Consider the following 19,119-nt stretch of genomic DNA (forward strand, 5'->3'; position numbering starts at 1 on the left):
AGGGCAGAGCAGAGCCAATATCTTCTGCTTTGAACTCTCTTTTTACGACCACTTTTATAAGGTCAGGACCATGTTGTTTGCTCGTCTTTCTATTCGTGCTGTGTTTGCCTTGGCCCTCTTGGGTTTTGCGGGCCAGGTGTCCGCTGCTGCGCTGAAAATTGGTGTGACGCCCGGCTCTTTGGCGGACTCTGTTGCTGTGGCCGCCGAGGAGGCCAAGAAACAGGGCCTGGAGGTTGAGGTGATCGAATTCACCGACTGGACCACGCCCAATACTGCACTGGCATCGGGGGATCTGGATCTGAATTACTTCCAGCATCAGGCCTTCTTGGACAATGCCGTCAAGGAAGGTGGCTATGCCATTGAGAGCGTGGCTTACGGCTTGCTGCCCAATATTGGCTTGTACTCCAAGCAGTACACATCTTTGGATGCGATCCCTGAAGGCGCATCTGTTGGGGTCGCCAATGACCCGGTGAATCAGGCGCGTGGTTTGCTGCTTTTGCAGGCGGCTGGCTTGATTCAGTTGAAAGACGGCGCGGCTGCGCGTGCGTCCATCCACGATGTGACGGCGAACCCCAGGAAGCTGCGCATCGTGGAAGTGGAAGGGCCGCAATTGGTGCGTGCGGCTGATGACTTGCCGCTGGTTCAGGGCTACCCCGCCCACTTCGTCAATGCGGGTCAGACGGAACTGGCCAGCCAGGCTTTGCAGTACTCCACCGTGGATGATCTGTATTACGCCATTCGCTTTGTGGCTCGGAGCAGCCATAAAGATGATCCGCGCATTCGCCAGTTTGTGGATCTTTATCAACGCTCGCCTGCCGTGGCTGCGCAGATCGACACGTCTTTTGCGGGGGACAAGAAGCTGTATTCCTTGCCATGGAAGACGGCGGAACACGCCTCCATTACGCAGGCTCCTTGAGGCCCGAGCCCCATGACTAATGACACTGCCGTTTTTGCCCCAGAGCTTGCATCAGCACCGGCCTTGGCCAGGAACGCGAATGCAGCGCCTGCCCGAGTTTCCGATCTGAGTGCGCTGCGCAGGCGTTTCAGCGCCCTCTTTCATCGTATTGCCGACACGGCTGCCGAACGTGAACACACACGCACCTTGGCTTATGCACCCATTCTGTGGCTGAAAGACAGTGGCTTTACGGCGCTGCGAGTGCCGCCTCAATGGGGTGGCAGTGGCGTATCCATTCCGGTGTTTTTTGAACTGTTCCAGGACCTGGCCGCAGCAGACTCCAACGTCGCGCAAATTTTGCGGCCACACTTTGGTTTTATTGACAGGCTCTTGATTGATCGCGATGAAGCGACGCAAGCCCAATGGTTACCGCTGGCGGGCCAAGGGGCGATTTTTGGCAATGCCACGACCGAGACCGGCCTGGGCGCGGTTGGGCAGTTGCAAACCACGCTGACACCCGATGCCGAGCAGCCTGGGCAATGGCGCTTGAATGGCCGCAAGTTCTACAGCACCGGCACCTTGTACGCGGATTGGGTCACGGTGGTGGCCCGCAGCACGGTGCCCGGGCAAGAGGATGAGACTGTTCATGCCGTAGTGCCAACCGATCAGGACGGAGTCGAACGTCTGGATGATTGGCATGGCTTTGGTCAACGCTTGACCGGATCGGGCACCACGGTGCTGACTGACGTCCTTGTACCCGAGAACGCCATCATTCGTTTTCCACGCCAGGAACCTACGCCTTTGGTTGCGTATTTTCAGTTGATTCATTTGGCGACTCTGGCAGGCATCGCCCGTGCCTTGCAAGGTGATGCGGTGAGCTATGTACAGGCGCGCAAACGGGTGTTCAGCCACGGCAGTGCCGCATTGCCCAAGGATGACCCGCTGGTGCAGCATATCGTGGGCGAGCTGGCCAGCACGGCCTATATCGCTCAGTTAGCGGTGCGTGATGTAGCGGTGCATTTGCAAGAGATTGCGGATCAGCGGCAGGCGGGGGTGGAGGTTTCGCGCAAGGCCCTGGATGCTCTGGAACTGCGTACCGCGCAGGCACAAGTGGCTGTAGTCGAGCCGGTCTTGAGGGCCGCCACGCGTTTGTTCGATGTGGGTGGCTCCACGGCTTTGGAAGAGTCCCGTCGCCTGGATAGACATTGGCGCAATGCGCGGGCTCTGGCTTCGCATAATCCGGTGATCTACAAAGCCCGTTCGGTGGGAGACATTTTGCTGAACGAAGCTGAGCCTGTGTATTACTGGCATGTGGGGACGAAAGAGAGCTAGCTTGAGGCGGCCATATAGCTGCAACAACATAAAGGGCGTGATTCATTCGCGCCCTTTATGTTTTGAGTCTCGTAGCTTCGTGTGCTGCTTTGATTTGCAGCGCTGATCTTGGCCGCTGCCGAAGTAGGTTTTCCAGGCTGCTTACTGTGGCAACTGAAACAGTCTGGCCGCATTGCCATAGAACAGCTTGTCCAAAATGGCGTCCTTGAAACCTAGCTGTTGAAAGTCCTCAATACTCTGGCGAATCGGACGGAAGGTATAAGACGAACCGAACAGCAACTGTTCAGATAAAAAGCTGTTGGCTGCGTGTACATACCCTTCACTTCCAGTCTGAAAGATATACATATCCGGCACCAGATGCACGTTCTCGTGCAGAAAGGCCAGGCCTATGGCCTGCTGCACATTGGGCCAGTAGCCGTGGTAGACCACCAGAGGCAGATCCGGGAAGGCTTTGGCCACTTTCGCCAGCGCTGCCGGGTCGTTGTAGCGTGGGTCCGGCGTAGTGGGGCCACTCATCAAAAAGACGGGTACTTTCAAATGGCGGGCCAGCTCGTAAACAGGCCAGTAAATCGGGTCATCCGGGTGACGGGCTGGAACTCCAAAACCCGGCTCGATATCAATGCCGGACAAGCCCAGTTCCTTGATGGCGCGCTCAGCCTCGGCCAAGGCTTGCTGCTCGCCTTGCAGAGCCGGGTCTATACCGGCAACTCCCAGCAGCTCATCATGCCCATGCACGATCTGATGAATGGTGTCGTTGGGCAAGTGTTGCGATGGTGTATGGCGGCCTACGACCACGGCTTTGCTCAGCCCGGCCTGACGCACTTCTTCCAGAAACCCTTCCTGACTAAGCGACTTTTCAAAGTGGGTATCGCTGCCACGAGTGCCTACGCGGCGGTTCAGCCAACGTGCAGTGGCATGTTCTGGCGTACCGGGTTCGGCTCCGAAGAATTTGTGCAGAAAGGCCGGTCGGCAGCGCAGGTCGATTATTTTTTGGCTCATGATGCAGAAGAAAGTTGCTGGTTTTGTACACCGCGTGCGTCAAAGGCACCGCCGGTCTGGGCGCGATCACTGACGGTGACGGCGCGTTTGCCCAGCAGCGGGAAGACCAGCTCGGCAAAGCGTATGGATTCTTCCAGATGCGGATAGCCCGAGAGCACAAAAGAGTCGGCCCCCAGGTCTATGTATTCCTGCAAGCGCTGGGCCACGGTCTTGGCATCGCCCACCAAGGCGGTGCCTGCCCCACCCCGTACCAAGCCTACGCCTGCCCACAAGTTGGGCGACACCTCCAGTTGATCGCGGCGGCCACCGTGCAGGGCAGCCATGCGTTTCTGGCCCACCGAATCCATCGTGGCGTAATTGGCCTGTGCCTTGGCAATATCCTCGTCCGTCAATTTGCTGATCAGACGGTTAGCCTCGGCCCAGGCTTCTTCATTGGTTTCCCGCACGATGACATGCAGACGCACGCCTAGTTTCAATGTTCGGCCCCGCGCGGCAGCACGGCGACGGATATCCTCAAATTTCTTGCCCACGGCAGCAGGCGGTTCACCCCAAGTCAGATAGGCGTCCACATGCTCCGCAGCCAGCTCGTGGGCGGCGTCCGAGGAACCGCCGAAATACAGTGGGGGATAGGGCTTTTGCACGGGAGGGAAGATGTTGCGGCCATTCTCGACCTTGAAGTGCTTGCCCTGGAAATTCACGGTTTCGCCAGAGAGCAATTGGCGCCAAATCGTCAGATATTCATTGGCATATTCGTAGCGGGAATCGTGGTCCAGAAATACGCCTTCAGCGGCTAGCTCGGTAGCATCGCCGCCCGGCACTACATTCAGCAGCAAGCGGCCATGCAAAGCCTGATCCAGCGATGCGGCCTGACGTGCGCTGGAGACCGGTGCGCCCAAAGACGTGCGCAGCGCCACCAGCAATTTGATGCGTTGGGTGACAGGCACCAGGCTGGCTGCGACCACCCAAGGGTCCAGGCAGGAGGCGCCGGTAGGAATCAACAGACCGTCATAACCCAGGTTTTCACTGGTGACGGCAATGCTGCGCAGGTACTCGGTAGTGGGTGCCCGGCCAAAGTCGGATTTGCCCAGATAACGGGTGTCGCCCGAAGTGGGCAGAAACCAGAAAATATCGGGTGTGGTGGAGGTGATCTGGCTCATGCTGCCTGCGCCTCTAGAATGGTGTTTTTCACAGGCAAGCGCGCTTGAATGCCTTGCAGCACGGGCACAGCCAGATCAACCGTGCGTTGTATGTGCTGCTGCAAGGCTGCGCTAGTGACTTCGCCGTCCTGAATGTCTTCGGGCGTGGCATAGACGCCAATGGGCAAGGTCAGTGCCTGAAAGAAGCTGAACAGGGGACGTAGCTGATGTTCGATGACCAAGGCATGGCGTTGGCTGCCACCTGTGGCGGCCAGCAGCACGGGCGTGCCGTTCAGGGCATTCATGTCGACCAGATCGAACAGGTGCTTGAGCAGGCCCGGAATGCCTGCGCGAAAGATGGGTGAGCCCACAATCAGAAAGTCGGCCTGCTCAATGGCCTTGATGGCCTGATGCGCATGGGCGGGCAAGGCATCGGTGGACAGGGCCGCGCCCAGTTCGGGCAGCAGGCTGACCAGTTCGATGTTTTGCACGTCCAGTGCCAGTTGGTCGTTCAGCGTGTCACGCAGTGCATCCAGCAGCACTTGAGTGCGGGACGGGCGGTGCAAACTCCCATTCACAATCACGGTTTTCAGGGGGCGGCTCATGGCAATTCCTTGCAGTGAAATCAGGGCGAGGCGCCGCCGGAAAACGGGGGCACCCGTGCGAGTCAATGTCTTGTATTACATGCCTGATCGCGGCTGCCACGAAAGACAAATCACTCATGTGTTTATGGGTGATTTACGTCCTTACTCTTTTGATTTGCTTATGAAAATCAGTATTGTTGAATGTGAAAAAATGAGCTGCCAAATAAAGTGCTTGGGCGGAGGAAAGTGCTCGTTTTTCGGGGGTAGAACGAGAGCGATCAGACACGGAGTGCCAAAACTGGATAATCCGTGCTGCTGTTGTGCCAGAGCTGGATAGTTTGGCGCCAAACGGCTTCATAGAATGAAAACAAGCCAATCCGGGGGATTGGCATCCGACTGTGTCGCAAGCACAGCGGTTTTATTTCTATGAGAGAGACAAGTCATGACTCAAAACAGCACCCCACCCTACATCGAGATCGAAAAGCGCATCGACAAGGTCCGCGACGAATACGCCCTGGTTGAAGGCCACTTCGATACGTCTGAAGAAACCTCCCCCTGGATTCCCTTCGGCCCCAATATCTGGCTGCGTCACCTGAGCTTTGATATTCGCAACAACACCTCGGTGCACATCATGCGTGCCGACAAGGGCGGTTCTTTGGGTCGCCACCGTCACCGCGCTGTGGTGACCGGCTACATCCTGTCCGGCAGCCTGCGTTACGAGGAATACGATTGGGTGGCTCGTGCTGGCCATTACATCCACGAAAGCCCCGGCCGCACTCACACTCTGGTGTCGGACGAAGGCATGGAAACCCTGTTCCACCTGGGCACGCCTATCGAGTTCCTGGACGAGAACGACAATATTCTGGAAATTATCGACGTGTTCTGGATGATCGACCACTACACCAGCTACTGTAAGAAGCACAATCTGCCCATCAACCAGTCCATGTTCATCTAAGACTGTTTGAGGCTTGTGTGCCGTGTCTGCCCCGTTTGATGGGGCAGCTCCTTGAAGCGTTGCTGATAGTAGGCAGAAAACCGCCCCAGATGCCCAAAGCCATGCGCCAGTGCCACCTCGGTGACGTTGGGGCGGGGTCGGTTTTGCAGTACTTGATGCGCGGCGTCCAAACGCAGATTGCGTACCCAGCTCATGGGGGATTGCTGATGGTGACGACGGCACAGCAGATGCAGGAAGCGGGGGCTCACACCCGCTGCCTGAGCCAGATCATCCAGTGAGATGTTGCTGTGCAAATGCGCCAGCACATAGTTTTTGGCCTGCAGCAGTCGCATTTGCCCTGCCCGGGCTGCGGCTCCCATGGATTCATCCATTAAAGCCTGCGCGGCTTGCGCATCGGCCGGATGACAGAGCAAGAACAAAGCCAAACTACTTTCAATATGCTGTGTCCAGCTCGCAAGACGATCACTGTTTTGCGTGGGGAGTAAAAGCAGGTGCTGGATGAGATTTGCCCATTGCGGGCCCATACAGGGGTCCAGCTTGTAGACACAGCCCCGCGTCATACCCTCTTGCGCCAGCGTCTGATGGCCCACGCCATCAAACAGGCTGTAGGGGATTTTGACGATTAGTTGTTCGCAACCAGCTTGCCACAAGGTGCGCACATGATGGCGGGGGGACACCACCGCAATATCGCCCGGATAGGCCGTTAATTTGTGATGACCATCGCTGATGAATTCAGCCGTGCCTTGCAGGGGCATTTGCACCAGACAGAAGTCGCCGAAGGCATCGGCCTGGATTTCCACTTCGGCACCGTAGCCCAGCCGCATCAGGCTGATCTGGTCAATATCGCGGCGGTAAAGGCTGGTGTTGATGCGCCCTCGACCCCAATGCAGGGCATGCCGGGAAATAGCCCGATTTAATGGCTGATGAGACAGCTCGGCGCTGTGCGAATGAAAGATTGGATGACGGTACAACACCGACAGATCCAAGCCATTTTCTGCCGACATTGGGAACCCCTTGTTCCAGAGCATAAGGATGCGCGTGACCAATGCCTAGTGTAGAAGTTGCGCGGCTTGGCGTGCATGGGGGCTATCCCTGATCGGGGCTTGGTGGTTTTGGAAATATCCTTTATTTACATGTGGATGGATGGTTTTGTTTTTTATTTAAGTTTAAAAGAAATTGGCTGATTTCAGAGAGTGTGGTTTAGGTGTAAAGAAGTGGGTGGCCGGGCCTTAATGCCTTGAGCTGATCTTAGATAAAGGGACGGATAATCAGTTGCAAACCCAGCACAGCCAGAAACAGCAGCAAGCATTGCTTGAAGCGACGCGGGCTGATGCGTACGCGGATCTTTTGTCCCAGCCACATACCTAGCAAAGAAGGAATAATCACCAAGGTCGACATGCCTAGCTGACTGAGCTTGAACACATCGTGCATGAACAGGCCACCCGCCAGCGCGATGGTAGAGATGGTGAAGGACAGCCCCAGGGCTTGCACCAGCTCGTCCTTGTCCAGATTCAGAGCTTGCAGATACGGTACGGCGGGCATCACAAAGACGCCGGTAATGCCGGTGACGATACCGGTCACCAGACCAATCAAAGGCGAAAGCCAGGGCTCGAAACGGGGCGACACCGTCAGGGCGGGGGCGATAAGCGCATAGCCTGCGTAAACCAGCAGTGCGATGCCCAAGGCCATGCCCGATAGTTGTGGCGAGGTACTGGCCAGCAGCGATGCGCCCCAGAGTGTGCCCAGCACAATGGTCAGCATCATGAACCAGAGCCTGCGCATCAAAGCCAGCATGGACGGCCCGGCAAAGCATTGCCAGACATTGGTGATGAAAGACGGCAGCACCAGCAAGGCGGCGGCCGACGCGGGTGACATCACCAGGCCCAGCAAGCTCATGGCGACCGTAGGCAGGCCCATGCCGGTAATGCCTTTGACCATGCCCGCAACCAGGAAAGTGACGCCAATCAGAAGAAGGAAAGAGAGAGATTCGTGCATGCCTGTATTGAAGCGTGGCAGGCAGGGGCACACAATGTGGATTTAAGGCGGTATCCTTCGGTTTATCCGAAGGGTTATCAGGAGTGGACATGCGACTGGGTCTGGCAGATCTTCACTTGTTCTTGAGCATTGTGGATGCAGGCAGCATCACACAGGGGGCGGCACGCGCGAATCTGGCTTTGGCCTCGGCCAGCGAGCGTTTGCGTCGTATTGAGGACGATGCGGGCGTTGCCCTGCTGGAGCGTCTGCCGCGTGGAGTAGTGACCACGGAGGCGGGTGAGGCTCTGGCCCATCATGCCCGTCTGATGCTGCGTCAGCATGATCTGCTGAAAGGTGAATTGCAGGATTTTGCGGTCGGGGCGCGGGGGACCTTGCACCTGTATGCGAACACGGCGGCCTTAACCGAATTTCTGCCGTCCCGTCTGGCACCCTGGTTGGCGCAACGGCCCAATCTGCATATCGAACTGAAAGAGCGCACCAGCGCTGATATTGCGCGTACGGTTGCTGCGGGCTTGGCCGAGGCCGGTGTGGTGTCGGATGCGGTGCAGGCACCGGGACTGGTGCTGGAGCCAGTCGCCAAGGATCATCTGGTGCTGATTATGGCTGCGGCTCATCCCTTGGCGACACACAGCAAATTGAGTTTGCAGGATGTTCTGCATGAGCCATTCGTGGGCCTGATGCCCGGCAATGCCTTGCAAGACCATATCGACGAACATGCTCGCGCTGCGGGCCATGCTTTGGCGCAGCGCATCCGCATGAAAACCTTCGAGGGGCTGTGCCAGATGGTGGCCCACGGTGTAGGCCTGGGGATTGTGCCGCAAGGCGTAGCCAGCCGCTACAAGCGCCGTCATGGCTTTGTAGCGCGGCCTTTGAGTGACACCTGGGCCAAGCGCTCCTTGTGCCTGTGTTATCAGGACTGGGACGCCCTATCCAAACCCATGCAGCGCTTGTTGCAGCATTTGGGGTCGACGAAGGTCTGCTGAGTCCAAGCTTTTTGCGGGAGCTTATTCACTGGCTGCTTGCTTTCCAAGCAGCCAGTGGGCAGGTGTTAGGCGTAGACCTCGTGCTGGTTTCCGAATTTTCTGTCGGATTCAGCGGCCCGTTTATTTTGTCGCTGGTGCTTTGTAATTCTGTTGTTTGATTACTTGCTCTAATGCTGGAGCTTATCTTTCTGGCTTTCGCCAAGCGCCCGAGAGGACAAGGCTGACAAAGAGTGGGCTGTTGGTGTAGTTACTCCAGCCCCTCCAGCTTGTGAGCTACAAGCGGCTCCTGCGATTCCGCTGGCTCCGTCAGGCTTACCTTCACTCCAATATCAGCCGGTTTTGCGTAGTGCAGGCTGCTGGTTACCAAGGCATTCACACCCGTTGCGGCATAGGCGGCTGCATTGCCTGCATGAATCCCGCCTGCTGCCAGAATGGTGACGTTAGGATGCGCCTTGCGCAGCGCAGGTACGATTTGCGCCAGGGTCTCAGGCGGTACTTTGTCGAACTGCACCACGTCTGCGCCAGCCTGTGCTGCGCTATAGGCTTCGTCCAGATCCGCCGCTTCAATCACGATTTTCTTTTCGCACAAAGCGTATTTGTGGCGGGCAATCGCACGGCCTACCTCTTCCCAGCCACCCATCAGTGCGCGGTGCTGCGGGAAGATCAAGATGGTTTCACCCAGGCCCAGGCGATGCGGCATGGCACCGCCCGATAGCGTGGCCTTCAAGGCCAGTTTGCGCACACCAGGCGCATGTTTGCGGGTGGTCAGCACGGCCACCGAGGCATTCACCGTTTGCACAGCTTGCACGACTTGATGCGTCAGGGTGGCGATACCGCAGGCAAACTCCAGCAGGTTCTGGCCGACCTTCCAGGCGCGCAGCAAGGCTTTGGCGGGGCCTTGCGCCAGCAGGATGGTCTGGCCGGGCATGGCCGCCACGCCGCTGGGGGTGTAGTGCTGGGTCTGGCCGCCGCAGGAGCGCACAATCTCGGCCACTTCTTCAGTGCCTGCCACACGGATATGGTCACGCACGACGTAACGCAGTGTGGTGTTCTGGTTGTGCAGGCCCAGCATGTGGCTCGTCAGATCCAGGTAGGACGCATCTTCGCCAATCCATTGGTCGATTTGGCTTTGTTCAAAAAAAACCGTCATTTTTGATTCCCGTAGCGCCGCAGCGCCCAAAAGCAGGCTAATGCCGTCAGTCCCAGTAACCAGGACAGCGCATTGGCACAGTCTGTGTCGCCATCCAGGACGGCGTTGTAGATAGATAAAGACAGGGTTTCGGTACGGCCCGCGATATTGCCACCCAACATCAGCGAGATTCCGACTTCGCCTAGCGCCCTGCCGCCCGACAGAATCAGGCCTGTGGCCAAGGCGGGCCGCAGCAAGGGCAGCTCCACCCGGAGGAAATAGGACCAGGTGCCGTGGCCCAGCGTGGCCGCTGCTTCACGTAGCCGTGGCGACAGGCTGTTCATGCTGTTTTGCACGGGTTTGACCATCAAAGGCAGCCCGGCGATAAATGCGGCAATCAACAAGGCCGCGGGCTGAAAAACAATATTGGGCGACCAGCCGGTGGCACTGGCCAGCCAGCCCTGTCTGCCCAAGGCAAGCAGCAGCAAATAACCGATGACAATCGGTGGAAAAACCAGCGGTAGACTCACCAGCGAATCGAGTAATCCGTGGCCTGGGAAGCGTTTTCTGGCCAGTACCCAGGCCAGTGCTACCCCCAGAACCAATTGGGCCACCAGGGTGGCGGCCAGCACATATACACTCAGGCCCAGCGAGCTGCTGGAGCAGCTCATCCAGGCAGACATCACAGACCGTGGCGCTCAAGAATGGACTTGGCCTTGTCCGAGCCCAGGAACTGGGTCCAGGAGTGCAAGGCAGGGCTTTCAGGGCGGTCCTTGAGTACGGCCAGACTCAGATCAATCGGGTCGTGACATTGAGCTGGCATGGGCAGGATGGTGCCCAGCTTGTCCTTGTGGGCCAGCGCTTCGCTGCGGTTGATGAAACCGGCATCCACTTCGCCGTTCAGCAAGTAAGTCGATACTTGCGGCAGCATGGCGACTTCAATGGTGCGACCATCGGCCTGGATTTTTTCACGTTCCATGCAGGTGGTGGCGGCACGGCCGTAAACCGTTTTCTTGGCATCGCCAATGGCAATGCGGGCGTAGCTGGGCTGCTGCAAATCCTGGATGGAATCAATGGTCTTGCCCTTGGGCACGGCCAGCATCAGAGCACCCTGACTGATGTTCACGAACTGCTGGGCAATGCCCATGGGCTCCAGAAAAAAGCGGTCGCCGATGATGGCGGCAATCTCCGGATTTTGTTCGCTCTGGGCGCGGACCTGCTGCATATTGCCAAAGCTGCTTTCCACCGTCAGGCCGGTTTCTTTATTGAAGGCTTCCATCAATTCCGTGACGGGCTTGCGATAGCCTGCACCAGTGGCAATCAGCAGATCGGAAGCGTGGGCCGTGGTGGTGATCGCCAGCAGGCAAGCGGCGGAAAACAGCAAAGATTTCATGGGGTTTCCTGTCGGTCTAAATTCGTTATGAGTTCGAGTTTATAACGAGAAGGGGCAGACAGGGACTACCAGAGTGCTTTTAGGTCGTGGGTTTGAAAGTGGTTGCAGGTGCTGTGGTTCGACCGCAGGGTTGAGATGTGTGGAGAGGACGGCAAGCCGCGATCAAGCAGATGTGGTGGAGGGCATGAAAAGGAGGCATTGTCGCCGTGTGAACATGATGTTTTCATGGTCTGGCTCACGGCTCACGGCTCACGGCTCACGGCTCACGGCTCACGGCTCACGGCTCACGGCTCACAGCCCACAGCCACAGCCCACAGCCACGGCCGCAGCCACAGTTCATAGTTCGTAGCCCACCAGAGCTCACGGCAATAATCCCGCCTCTTTCAATAAAGGCTCTTCATAAACGGAGTCTTCGGCGGGATAGCGCAGGTTCGGCACGTTTTTGGCCTTGGCCAAAGCCCAGATGATGCTTTCCCCGGCAGGCAGCGTATCGGGGGTTTGTGCATACAAGGGGTCCTGAAACGCCGTCTCTGTTGATGTGATGGTCCAACCCTTGGCGGTGAATGCCGCGATCACATCCGGCAATGCAGCCGCATTGATCTGGTTGGTATGCAAGAGGATCACATGAGCCGGGCTGCGTCCCAGAACCTCTTGCGCAAGTTGATCGTAGTAGCTGGCACGATCCAGCAGGTGAAGGATGTACTGCTCCTTCACGCGTTCTGCTTTGGCACTGTTGCCCGCTTGCACATGATCCGCAAAGACTCGGCTGTAGTACCAGTCGCTGGCATCAATGGATACGGGCGCACTCTTGTAATCATGCTCCGCCATCCATTGACGGAAGCCGTCGCGCTTGGTGATGGTGTCTCCTTCCTTCAAATAAGGAAAGCGCAGCATGGGGGTGAAGGTGGGCAGACTTTTGAACGCGGCATCAGCAACTTGCACGTCTGCAATGAAGTCCTCCAGGCTGAGCGCCGGGTCGGCCAAGCTTTTATGGCTGGCGGTATGGTTGCCGACCTTATGCCCCTCCCTTGACCAGGCTTGGACCAGCCCCAGTCCCTCTTCCCCGCCCATGCGGGCTAGCGAGGGGAACAGAGTTGCCTTGATCTTGTGATCCCGCAGGCTGGTCAATATTTGCTCATTCCATTGATTGGCTTGTGGCTGCGTGTTGGGGTTGAAGCCGTCATCAAAACTGAGGGCCAGGGTTTGAGCGGAGGCCCACGTCGCGCAGAGAGCCAGAGCAGCCGTAGCCAGGACATGAAGGGGAGAAAAACGGAAAGCCATGCGGAAACGGAGGGTGCAAAAAGAGTGACAAAAACAGTGACAGAAACAGGCAAGCTTGCCCAAGCCTTGTCAGCATGCAGGGCGGCAAGCGGCGGTGCAAGTTAGTAGTTATCGCAAGGGGCGAATCAGAAGACGAAAAAAATCCCCATCCTGAACCAGCAAGATGGGGATTTTTGGGGGCACCCGCCACCCGGAGTCAGGCTCCGGGCGACATCGTGTGCTTTAGGCTTGAGCGGCTTTGAATGCCAGACGCCATTGGTGCAGCAAAGGCTCGGTGTAGCCGTTAGGCTGTTCCAGACCCTTCAGAACCAGATCCTGAGCGGCGCGGAAAGCAAAGGAGCCTTCAAAGTTGCCGGCCATGTTCTGGTAGGCTGGGTCGCCCGCGTTTTGCTGGTCCACCACCGCCGCCATGCGTTGCAGCGTTTCAACCACTTGTGCGTGGGTGACGATGCCGTGCAGCAGCCAGTTGGCGATGTGCTGGCTGGAGATACGCAGAGTAGCGCGGTCTTCCATCAGGCCCACGTCATGGATGTCAGGCACTTTGGAGCAACCCACGCCCTGATCAATCCAGCGAACCACGTAACCCAGGATGCCCTGAGCGTTGTTGTCCAGTTCTTCCTGGATTTCCTTGGCGGACCAGCTTGTGTCGGTCGCCACAGGAATAGTCAGGATGCTGTCCAGGTAGTCGTTGGTGTCGCCTTCCAGACCTTTCTGGACTTCGACCACATTGACTTGGTGGTAGTGCAAGGCGTGCAGCGTAGCAGCGGTAGGCGATGGCACCCAGGCGGTGTTGCCACCGGCCTTCACGTGACCAATCTTTTGCTCCAGCATTTCAGCCATCAGGTCAGGCATGGCCCACATGCCTTTACCAATCTGGGCACGACCGCGCAGGCCGCATTGCAGGCCGATCTGGACGTTGTTGCGCTCGTAGGCAGGCTGCCAGTCAGCTTGTTTCATGTCGGCCTTGCGCACTACGGCGCCAGCTTGCATGCAAGTGTGGATTTCGTCGCCAGTACGGTCCAGGAAGCCCGTGTTGATGAACACAACGCGCTCGGTGGCCTGGGCAATGGCTGCCTTCAGGTTCACGCTGGTGCGGCGCTCTTCGTCCATGATGCCCAGCTTGACGGTGTTGGGAGCCAGACCCAGCAGGCCTTCCACACGGTCAAAAATTTCGCTGGCAAAGGCCACTTCGTCAGGGCCGTGCATTTTGGGTTTGACGATGTACAGCGAGCCGCTGCGCGAGTTTTTCTTCAGTTCCAGATCGCGCATGCCAATCAGGGTGGTGATCACGGCGTCCAGGATGCCTTCAGGGATTTCGCGACCTTCGCCGTCAACAATGGCGGGGTTGCTCATCAGGTGGCCGACGTTACGCACGAACATCAGGGAGCGGCCAGCCAGAGTCTGGGTCGCGCCTTTCAGGTCGGTGTATTGGCGATCATCAGCCAGACGGCGGGTAAACACCTTGCCGTCTTTCTTGATTTCTTCGGTCAGCGAACCTGTAACCAGACCCAGCCAGTTGCGGTAGGCCAGGACCTTGTCGTCGGCGTCCACGGCAGCCACGGAGTCTTCGCAGTCCATGATGGTGGTCAGGGCCGATTCCAGGGCGATGTCTTTCACGCCAGCCGGGTCGGTCTTGCCGATGGGGCTGTTGGGGTCGATCTGCAGTTCAAAGTGCAGGCCGTTGTGCAGGAAGACGATGGCTTCTGGTGCGTCAGGCTGACCACGGTAACCCAGCAGGGTCGATGGGTCTTTCAGGCCGGTGGTGCCGCCGTTCTCCAGGGTGACGCGCACAGCGCCGTCAGCGATGGTGTAGGAGGTAGCCTGGTCGTGGCTGCCTTGAGCCAGAGGAATGGTGTCGTTCAGGAACTGACGGCCAAAGGCGATAACCTTGGCACCGCGCACGGCGTTGTAGCCACCGCCACGTTGGGCACCGTCGGTGTCAGGAATGGCATTGGTGCCGTACAGGGCGTCGTACAGGCTGCCCCAGCGTGCGTTTACGGCGTTCAGCGCGTAACGTGCATTCATGATGGGCACAACGAGCTGAGGGCCACCTTGTTCGGTGATTTCGGTATCGACGTTAGCGGTGTTGACCTTAACGGAGGCAGGAGCCTCTTTCAGATAGCCGATGGAGCCCAGAAAGCTCTTGTAGGCGGCCATATCGCTGATGGGGCCTGGGTTGGCACCGTGCCATTTGTCCAGTTCCACTTGCAGGCGGTCACGTTCGGCCAGCAAGGCGCGGTTTTTAGGTGCCAGGTCATGGACCAGCTTATCGAAACCAGCCCAGAAGGCTTCGGAGGAGATACCTGTGCCGGGCAGGGCTTCTTGTTCGATGAACTGATGAAGCACCTCGGCGACTTGCAATCGCTGGCAGGAGATTCGAGTGGTCATGTGTACCCTTGCTGATAGTTAAAAGTGATTCGGTACAGCGGCAGGCCAAAACGGCCTTGTTGGCTGCAATAACCTGGTCAAGAGCACATTCAGAACTTGCTGAATCGCGAGCATAAAGGCCCACGCGGCGCCAGGACACAAATGACATCAGAGGGCGAGCAGATTGCTTGAAGCGAAAATCACTAAAATACGCTAACCCATTGTAAATTAGCCTAAATACAAGCTAATTTGCGCGATGACGAGCTATGTCTCACACGCATGCCGAGCACACTGCCAGGTTGGATAACTTAAATTATGAAGGACTGACGCAAGCTGGATTTAATACAAAAAGTATTAAGACTACATACTTAATGTATTTACTGGTTTTGGGCAAGTCTTATATATGAGGTAGAAGACGTGCCGGGCTTCCGATTGCCATCATAAGCTGCCACATCAGGCATCTGGTGAAATATCGAACAGGCTCGCCAAGCCGCTTGCATAGCGCCATTAGCATAAAAACAGGGCTGCGGAACAGCAGCTTGGGAAAGGACGTGGACGAGGGCCTGGCCCAAAAGTGGAATTTGCCCAAAACCGGGGTAAAGCCGCTGATTCAAATGGTGCTGGTGAGTAAATTCAGTCTCAAAACGACAGATAGTCGTGTCCATTGTGTGGACAGTGGGGCTTGTGGTTCAGTCAAAAACCAGTCACGACCTTATTGATGGATTTGTCATAGAGCTGTGTAGGAGCCAGAACAATAAACAGCTTATGATGCTGGCAGATCTGCTTGTCTTTGTTTCCCCTTGGAATACTTGTTATGTCTGATCCCAGCGGTTTTTCCCGTATCACGTCCACGCCTGAGTTAATCCCATTCAATGGCTATCTGGACGCAGGCCAGGCCTTGGAGCAGTTGCGTCATATCTACGATCGCAACACTGCGTTTTTGCGCGACTCCTTTGCCCAGTGTCTGGAAACCGGTTTTCCTCGCGGGCAGCGCTTCCGAGCCTGCTACCCGGCCGTGCGCTTGCGAGTCGATACGTATCAGGAAGTGGATAGCCGTCTGTCTTATGGGCACGTGGTGGAGCCGGGTGTGTATATGACCACCGTCACCGCTCCCGGCCTGTATCACGACTACTTGCTGGAGCAGTTGGAACTGCTGTTGCGCAATCACGGTGTGCAGGTAGAAGTGGGTGAGTCTTCCGTACCTATCCCGCTGCACTTCGCGCTGAACAATGGCGTGCAGTCCACGGTGACAACCGTGCCCGAATCGCCCGGCGATACCCTGCGCGATCACTTCGATGTGCCTGATCTGGCGTATATGGACGATGCCATCGTCAACGGAACCTGGGAGCGTGTGCATAACGAGCCCCTGCCGTTGGCACCGTTCACGGCACCGCGTATCGACTACTCTTTGCATCGCTTGCAGCACTACAGCGCTACGCGGCCTGAGTATTTCCAGAACTTTGTGCTGTTCACCAATTACCAGTTCTATGTGGACGAGTTCTGCCAGTGGGCGCGTGAAGTGCTGCAGGCGGACGATCAGGGCTATATCGACTTGGTGGAGCCGGGCAATATCATCACTCCAGCCGGTGCGAATGCTTCAACAACAGGCTCGCCCCTGGCCCGTGCACCGCAAATGCCCTCTTATCACCTGCGCCGTGCGGATCATTCCGGCATCACGCTGATCAATATCGGTGTTGGGCCATCCAACGCCAAAACCATTACCGATCACGTCGCCGTCTTGCGCCCTGCTGCCTGGCTGATGCTGGGCCACTGCGCTGGTTTGCGTACGACCCAGCGTTTGGGTGATTACGTGCTGGCACATGGCTATGTGCGTCAGGATCACGTGCTGGATGAGGATTTGCCTACCTGGGTGCCTATTCCTCCTCTGGCTGAAATCCAGGTGGCTCTGGAGCAGGCTGTGGCCGAGGTGGCTGGCTTGTCGGGTTGGGAGCTGAAACGCATCATGCGTACGGGTACGGTGGCCTCCATTGATAACCGTAACTGGGAACTGCGTGACCATCACGAGCCGGTACGACGCTTGTCGCAGTCGCGGGCGATTGCGCTGGATATGGAGTCTGCCACGATTGCAGCCAATGGCTTCCGTTTCCGAGTGCCGTATGGCACCTTGCTGTGCGTGTCGGACAAGCCCTTGCATGGCGAGCTGAAACTGCCAGGCATGGCCAGCGAGTTCTATGCGCGTCAGGTAGGCCAGCATCTGCACATTGGCATCCGGGCGCTGGAGTTGCTGCGAGAGATGCCTAAGGAACGGCTGCATTCACGCAAGTTGCGCAGCTTTCTGGAAACGGCGTTTCAATAAGATATTGCAGTCGTTGTTAGTGCCTACGCGCCTGGGTGAGTTGTTGGCTCGTAGCACTGACAAACTACTTTTAGCGGCTTAAGAATAGGCCGTGCTACCAAGTGGAGCACGGCCTCTTGGTTTCTTTGAGGACAGCAGGCATCGATATGGTTAAAGCGTTTCAAGACTTTTATGCCGATAACTTCAGCCACTGCTACGGTTGCGGCAAACATAATCCCGACGGGCATCAGCTAAAGAGCTATTGGGACGGCGACAATACCGTGGCTCGATACACCCCCAAGCCGATTTACAGCGGTGGTGTGCCCAATCATGTGTATGGCGGCTTGATTGCGTCCCTGCTGGACTGTCACGGTACGGCGTCTGCGGCGGCCTTCATTTACCGGGATTTGAATATCGAGATGGGCACCAGCGAGGAGCCGATTCGTTGCGTGACCGCTTCCCTGAAAGTGGAGTTTCGGCGTCCTACTCCAATGGGGACAGAGCTGACCGTGCAGGGCAAGTTGCGTGAGCTGGATGGGCGCAAGGTCTGGGTAGACCTGTCGCTAAGCGCAAATGGTGAGGTTTGTGCGACGGGTGAAATGCTGGCGATACGTTTCAAGGAATAAGCGGGTTTTTGGGCTTGTGTGGCAGCCAGACAATTAAAAGCCGGGCCCATTCAGGCCCGGCTTTTAGTCTTGCAAACCCAGCTAGTTAGCGGCTGGCTGCAATCGCGTCGCGTGCTTTCTTCACCAGATCTTCGCCTATGGTCTTGGTCCATTTCTCGACCACACCGGCGGTGGCTTCGGCAAAGGCGGCATGCTGCTCCGGAGTCAGGGTAGTAACTTTCACACCGTGGCCTTCGATCTCTTTGAGCAAGGAGGGATCTTCAGCGGTGATGCCGGTACGGGCAATCACGATTTCACGTTTACCAGCTTCCACAGCCGCTTCACGCACAATCTTCTGGTCTTCCTCGCTCCAGGATTTCCACACGTCGCGGTTCACCACAAACACCAGTGGGTCGGACACATAGTTCCACAGGGTCAGGTATTGCTGCTGCACGTCGTACAGCTTGGCACCGGCGTAAATGGACAGGGGGTTTTCCTGGCCGTCCACGGCTTTATTGGCCAGTGCTGGCTGTGCGTCAGCCCAGCTCATTTGTGTGGGGTTGGCACCCAGGGCGCTGAAGGTGTCCATGTACAGAGGGGAACCCACCACGCGCAGTTTCAAACCCTTCATGTCTTCAGGTTTGGTGATTTCGTGCTTGGAATTACTGATCTGACGGAAACCGTTTTCTCCCCAGGCCAGAGGCACCACACCGGCCTTTTCGATGTAGCCAAACAGGTCTTTGCCCACTTCGCCGTTGATCAAAGCATCGGTGGCTTTGGCATCAGGTTGCAGGAATGGCAGGGAGAACAGGTTCAGTTGCTTGATCTGGGGGGACCAGTTGATGGTGGAGCCCACGGCCATATCAATCATGCCTTGGCGAATGGCGGTGAATTCGCGTGTCTGGTCGCCTTGCACCAGCGAGGTGCCGGGGTAGATCTTGATATTGATGCGGCCATCAGTGCGCTCGCGCACCAGATCAGACCAGATCACTGCCCCTTGGCCCCAAGGGAAAGTCGTGCCCACCACGATGGACAGCTTGTACTCGGATTTATAAGCAGCTTGGGCAGCAGGAACCACGGCCAGGGTGGCGGCTGTACATGCCAGAGTGGCCAGAATGTGACGTAATTTCATGGGTCAGGTCTCCCTTTCTATGAGTTGTGTTTCAGTC

General features: G+C 57.2%; 17 protein-coding genes. 6 read left to right on the forward strand and 11 right to left on the reverse strand.

The features are described from left to right. Positions 1–70 precede the first annotated feature (70 nt). Both JYG33_RS14090 and JYG33_RS14095 read left to right on the forward strand, forming a co-directional pair. A complete protein-coding gene (locus JYG33_RS14090; protein WP_207872793.1) occupies positions 71–916 on the forward strand; it encodes a MetQ/NlpA family ABC transporter substrate-binding protein in 846 nt (281 codons plus the stop codon). 12 nt (positions 917–928) lie between these two features. Beyond that, positions 929–2,227 (forward strand): acyl-CoA dehydrogenase family protein, encoded by a 1,299-nt coding sequence (locus tag JYG33_RS14095; RefSeq protein ID WP_207872794.1) that lies wholly within the window; start codon positions 929–931, stop codon positions 2,225–2,227. 141 nt (positions 2,228–2,368) lie between these two features. Here the strand turns inward: JYG33_RS14095 and JYG33_RS14100 are convergent, their stop codons facing one another. Genes JYG33_RS14100 through msuE form a run of 3 tightly spaced genes read right to left on the reverse strand, consistent with a single transcriptional unit; the run spans position 2,369 to position 4,967 of the window. Next, the gene (locus JYG33_RS14100) at positions 2,369–3,226 is read right to left on the reverse strand and encodes an amidohydrolase family protein (RefSeq protein WP_207872795.1); all 858 of its coding nucleotides are present in this window, start codon (positions 3,224–3,226) and stop codon (positions 2,369–2,371) included. After that, positions 3,223–4,383, reverse strand: coding sequence for an FMNH2-dependent alkanesulfonate monooxygenase (ssuD, locus tag JYG33_RS14105; RefSeq protein ID WP_207872796.1), 1,161 nt, complete (start codon positions 4,381–4,383; stop codon positions 3,223–3,225). The genes JYG33_RS14100 and ssuD overlap by 4 nt, the downstream gene beginning before the upstream one ends. After that, positions 4,380–4,967: an FMN reductase gene (gene msuE / locus JYG33_RS14110; protein WP_207872797.1), complete on the reverse strand. Its 588-nt coding sequence runs from the start codon at positions 4,965–4,967 to the stop codon at positions 4,380–4,382. Before msuE ends, ssuD begins: the two co-directional genes overlap by 4 nt. A gap of 421 nt (positions 4,968–5,388) precedes the next feature. Here msuE and JYG33_RS14115 point away from each other — a divergent pair, with 421 nt between their 5' ends. Continuing rightward, a complete protein-coding gene (locus tag JYG33_RS14115; RefSeq protein ID WP_026483888.1) occupies positions 5,389–5,901 on the forward strand; it encodes a 2,4'-dihydroxyacetophenone dioxygenase family protein in 513 nt (170 codons plus the stop codon). On the opposite strand, the gene JYG33_RS14120 is transcribed toward JYG33_RS14115, so the two are convergent. Both JYG33_RS14120 and JYG33_RS14125 read right to left on the reverse strand, forming a co-directional pair. Further along, complete coding sequence (locus JYG33_RS14120) at positions 5,898–6,905, reverse strand: AraC family transcriptional regulator (RefSeq protein ID WP_207872798.1); 1,008 nt, start codon at positions 6,903–6,905, stop codon at positions 5,898–5,900. The two genes, JYG33_RS14115 and JYG33_RS14120, sit on opposite strands and share 4 nt — an antisense overlap. Before the next feature lie 244 nt (positions 6,906–7,149). Beyond that, positions 7,150–7,896, reverse strand: coding sequence for a sulfite exporter TauE/SafE family protein (locus JYG33_RS14125; protein WP_207872799.1), 747 nt, complete (start codon positions 7,894–7,896; stop codon positions 7,150–7,152). Between the two features lie 89 nt (positions 7,897–7,985). Between JYG33_RS14125 and JYG33_RS14130 the strand changes: the two genes are divergently transcribed. Further along, on the forward strand, positions 7,986–8,879 hold the full coding sequence (locus JYG33_RS14130; protein ID WP_207872800.1) for a LysR family transcriptional regulator: 894 nt from the start codon (positions 7,986–7,988) through the stop codon (positions 8,877–8,879). Positions 8,880–9,126: 247 nt separating this feature from the next. Here the strand turns inward: JYG33_RS14130 and modD are convergent, their stop codons facing one another. The 5 genes from modD to JYG33_RS14155 form a co-directional block, all read right to left on the reverse strand. Then, positions 9,127–10,029: a ModD protein gene (gene modD / locus JYG33_RS14135; protein WP_207872801.1), complete on the reverse strand. Its 903-nt coding sequence runs from the start codon at positions 10,027–10,029 to the stop codon at positions 9,127–9,129. Further along, positions 10,026–10,691 carry a molybdate ABC transporter permease subunit gene (gene modB, locus JYG33_RS14140; RefSeq protein ID WP_207872802.1) on the reverse strand — a complete coding sequence of 222 codons (666 nt, stop codon included), beginning with the start codon at positions 10,689–10,691 and terminating at the stop codon, positions 10,026–10,028. The genes modD and modB overlap by 4 nt, the downstream gene beginning before the upstream one ends. Further along, positions 10,691–11,401 carry a molybdate ABC transporter substrate-binding protein gene (gene modA, locus JYG33_RS14145; protein WP_207872803.1) on the reverse strand — a complete coding sequence of 237 codons (711 nt, stop codon included), beginning with the start codon at positions 11,399–11,401 and terminating at the stop codon, positions 10,691–10,693. The genes modB and modA overlap by 1 nt, the downstream gene beginning before the upstream one ends. Before the next feature lie 360 nt (positions 11,402–11,761). Next, a complete protein-coding gene (locus JYG33_RS14150; RefSeq protein WP_207872804.1) occupies positions 11,762–12,682 on the reverse strand; it encodes a polysaccharide deacetylase family protein in 921 nt (306 codons plus the stop codon). Positions 12,683–12,904: 222 nt separating this feature from the next. Next, the gene (locus tag JYG33_RS14155; RefSeq protein WP_207872805.1) at positions 12,905–15,070 is read right to left on the reverse strand and encodes a malate synthase G; all 2,166 of its coding nucleotides are present in this window, start codon (positions 15,068–15,070) and stop codon (positions 12,905–12,907) included. Positions 15,071–15,863: 793 nt separating this feature from the next. Here JYG33_RS14155 and JYG33_RS14160 point away from each other — a divergent pair. Continuing rightward, positions 15,864–17,366 carry an AMP nucleosidase gene (locus JYG33_RS14160; protein ID WP_207872806.1) on the forward strand — a complete coding sequence of 501 codons (1,503 nt, stop codon included), beginning with the start codon at positions 15,864–15,866 and terminating at the stop codon, positions 17,364–17,366. A gap of 146 nt (positions 17,367–17,512) precedes the next feature. Beyond that, positions 17,513–17,971 (forward strand): PaaI family thioesterase, encoded by a 459-nt coding sequence (locus JYG33_RS14165; RefSeq protein ID WP_207872807.1) that lies wholly within the window; start codon positions 17,513–17,515, stop codon positions 17,969–17,971. An 85-nt stretch (positions 17,972–18,056) separates the two neighbouring features. On the opposite strand, the gene JYG33_RS14170 is transcribed toward JYG33_RS14165, so the two are convergent. Further along, entirely contained in the window at positions 18,057–19,082 is a 1,026-nt protein-coding gene (locus JYG33_RS14170) for a DctP family TRAP transporter solute-binding subunit (RefSeq protein WP_207872808.1), read from the reverse strand. Positions 19,083–19,119: the final 37 nt, after the last annotated feature.

Source organism: Alcaligenes sp. SORT26, assembly GCF_017377875.1.
GTDB classification, from domain to species: Bacteria; Pseudomonadota; Gammaproteobacteria; order Burkholderiales; family Burkholderiaceae_B; genus Alcaligenes; species Alcaligenes parafaecalis.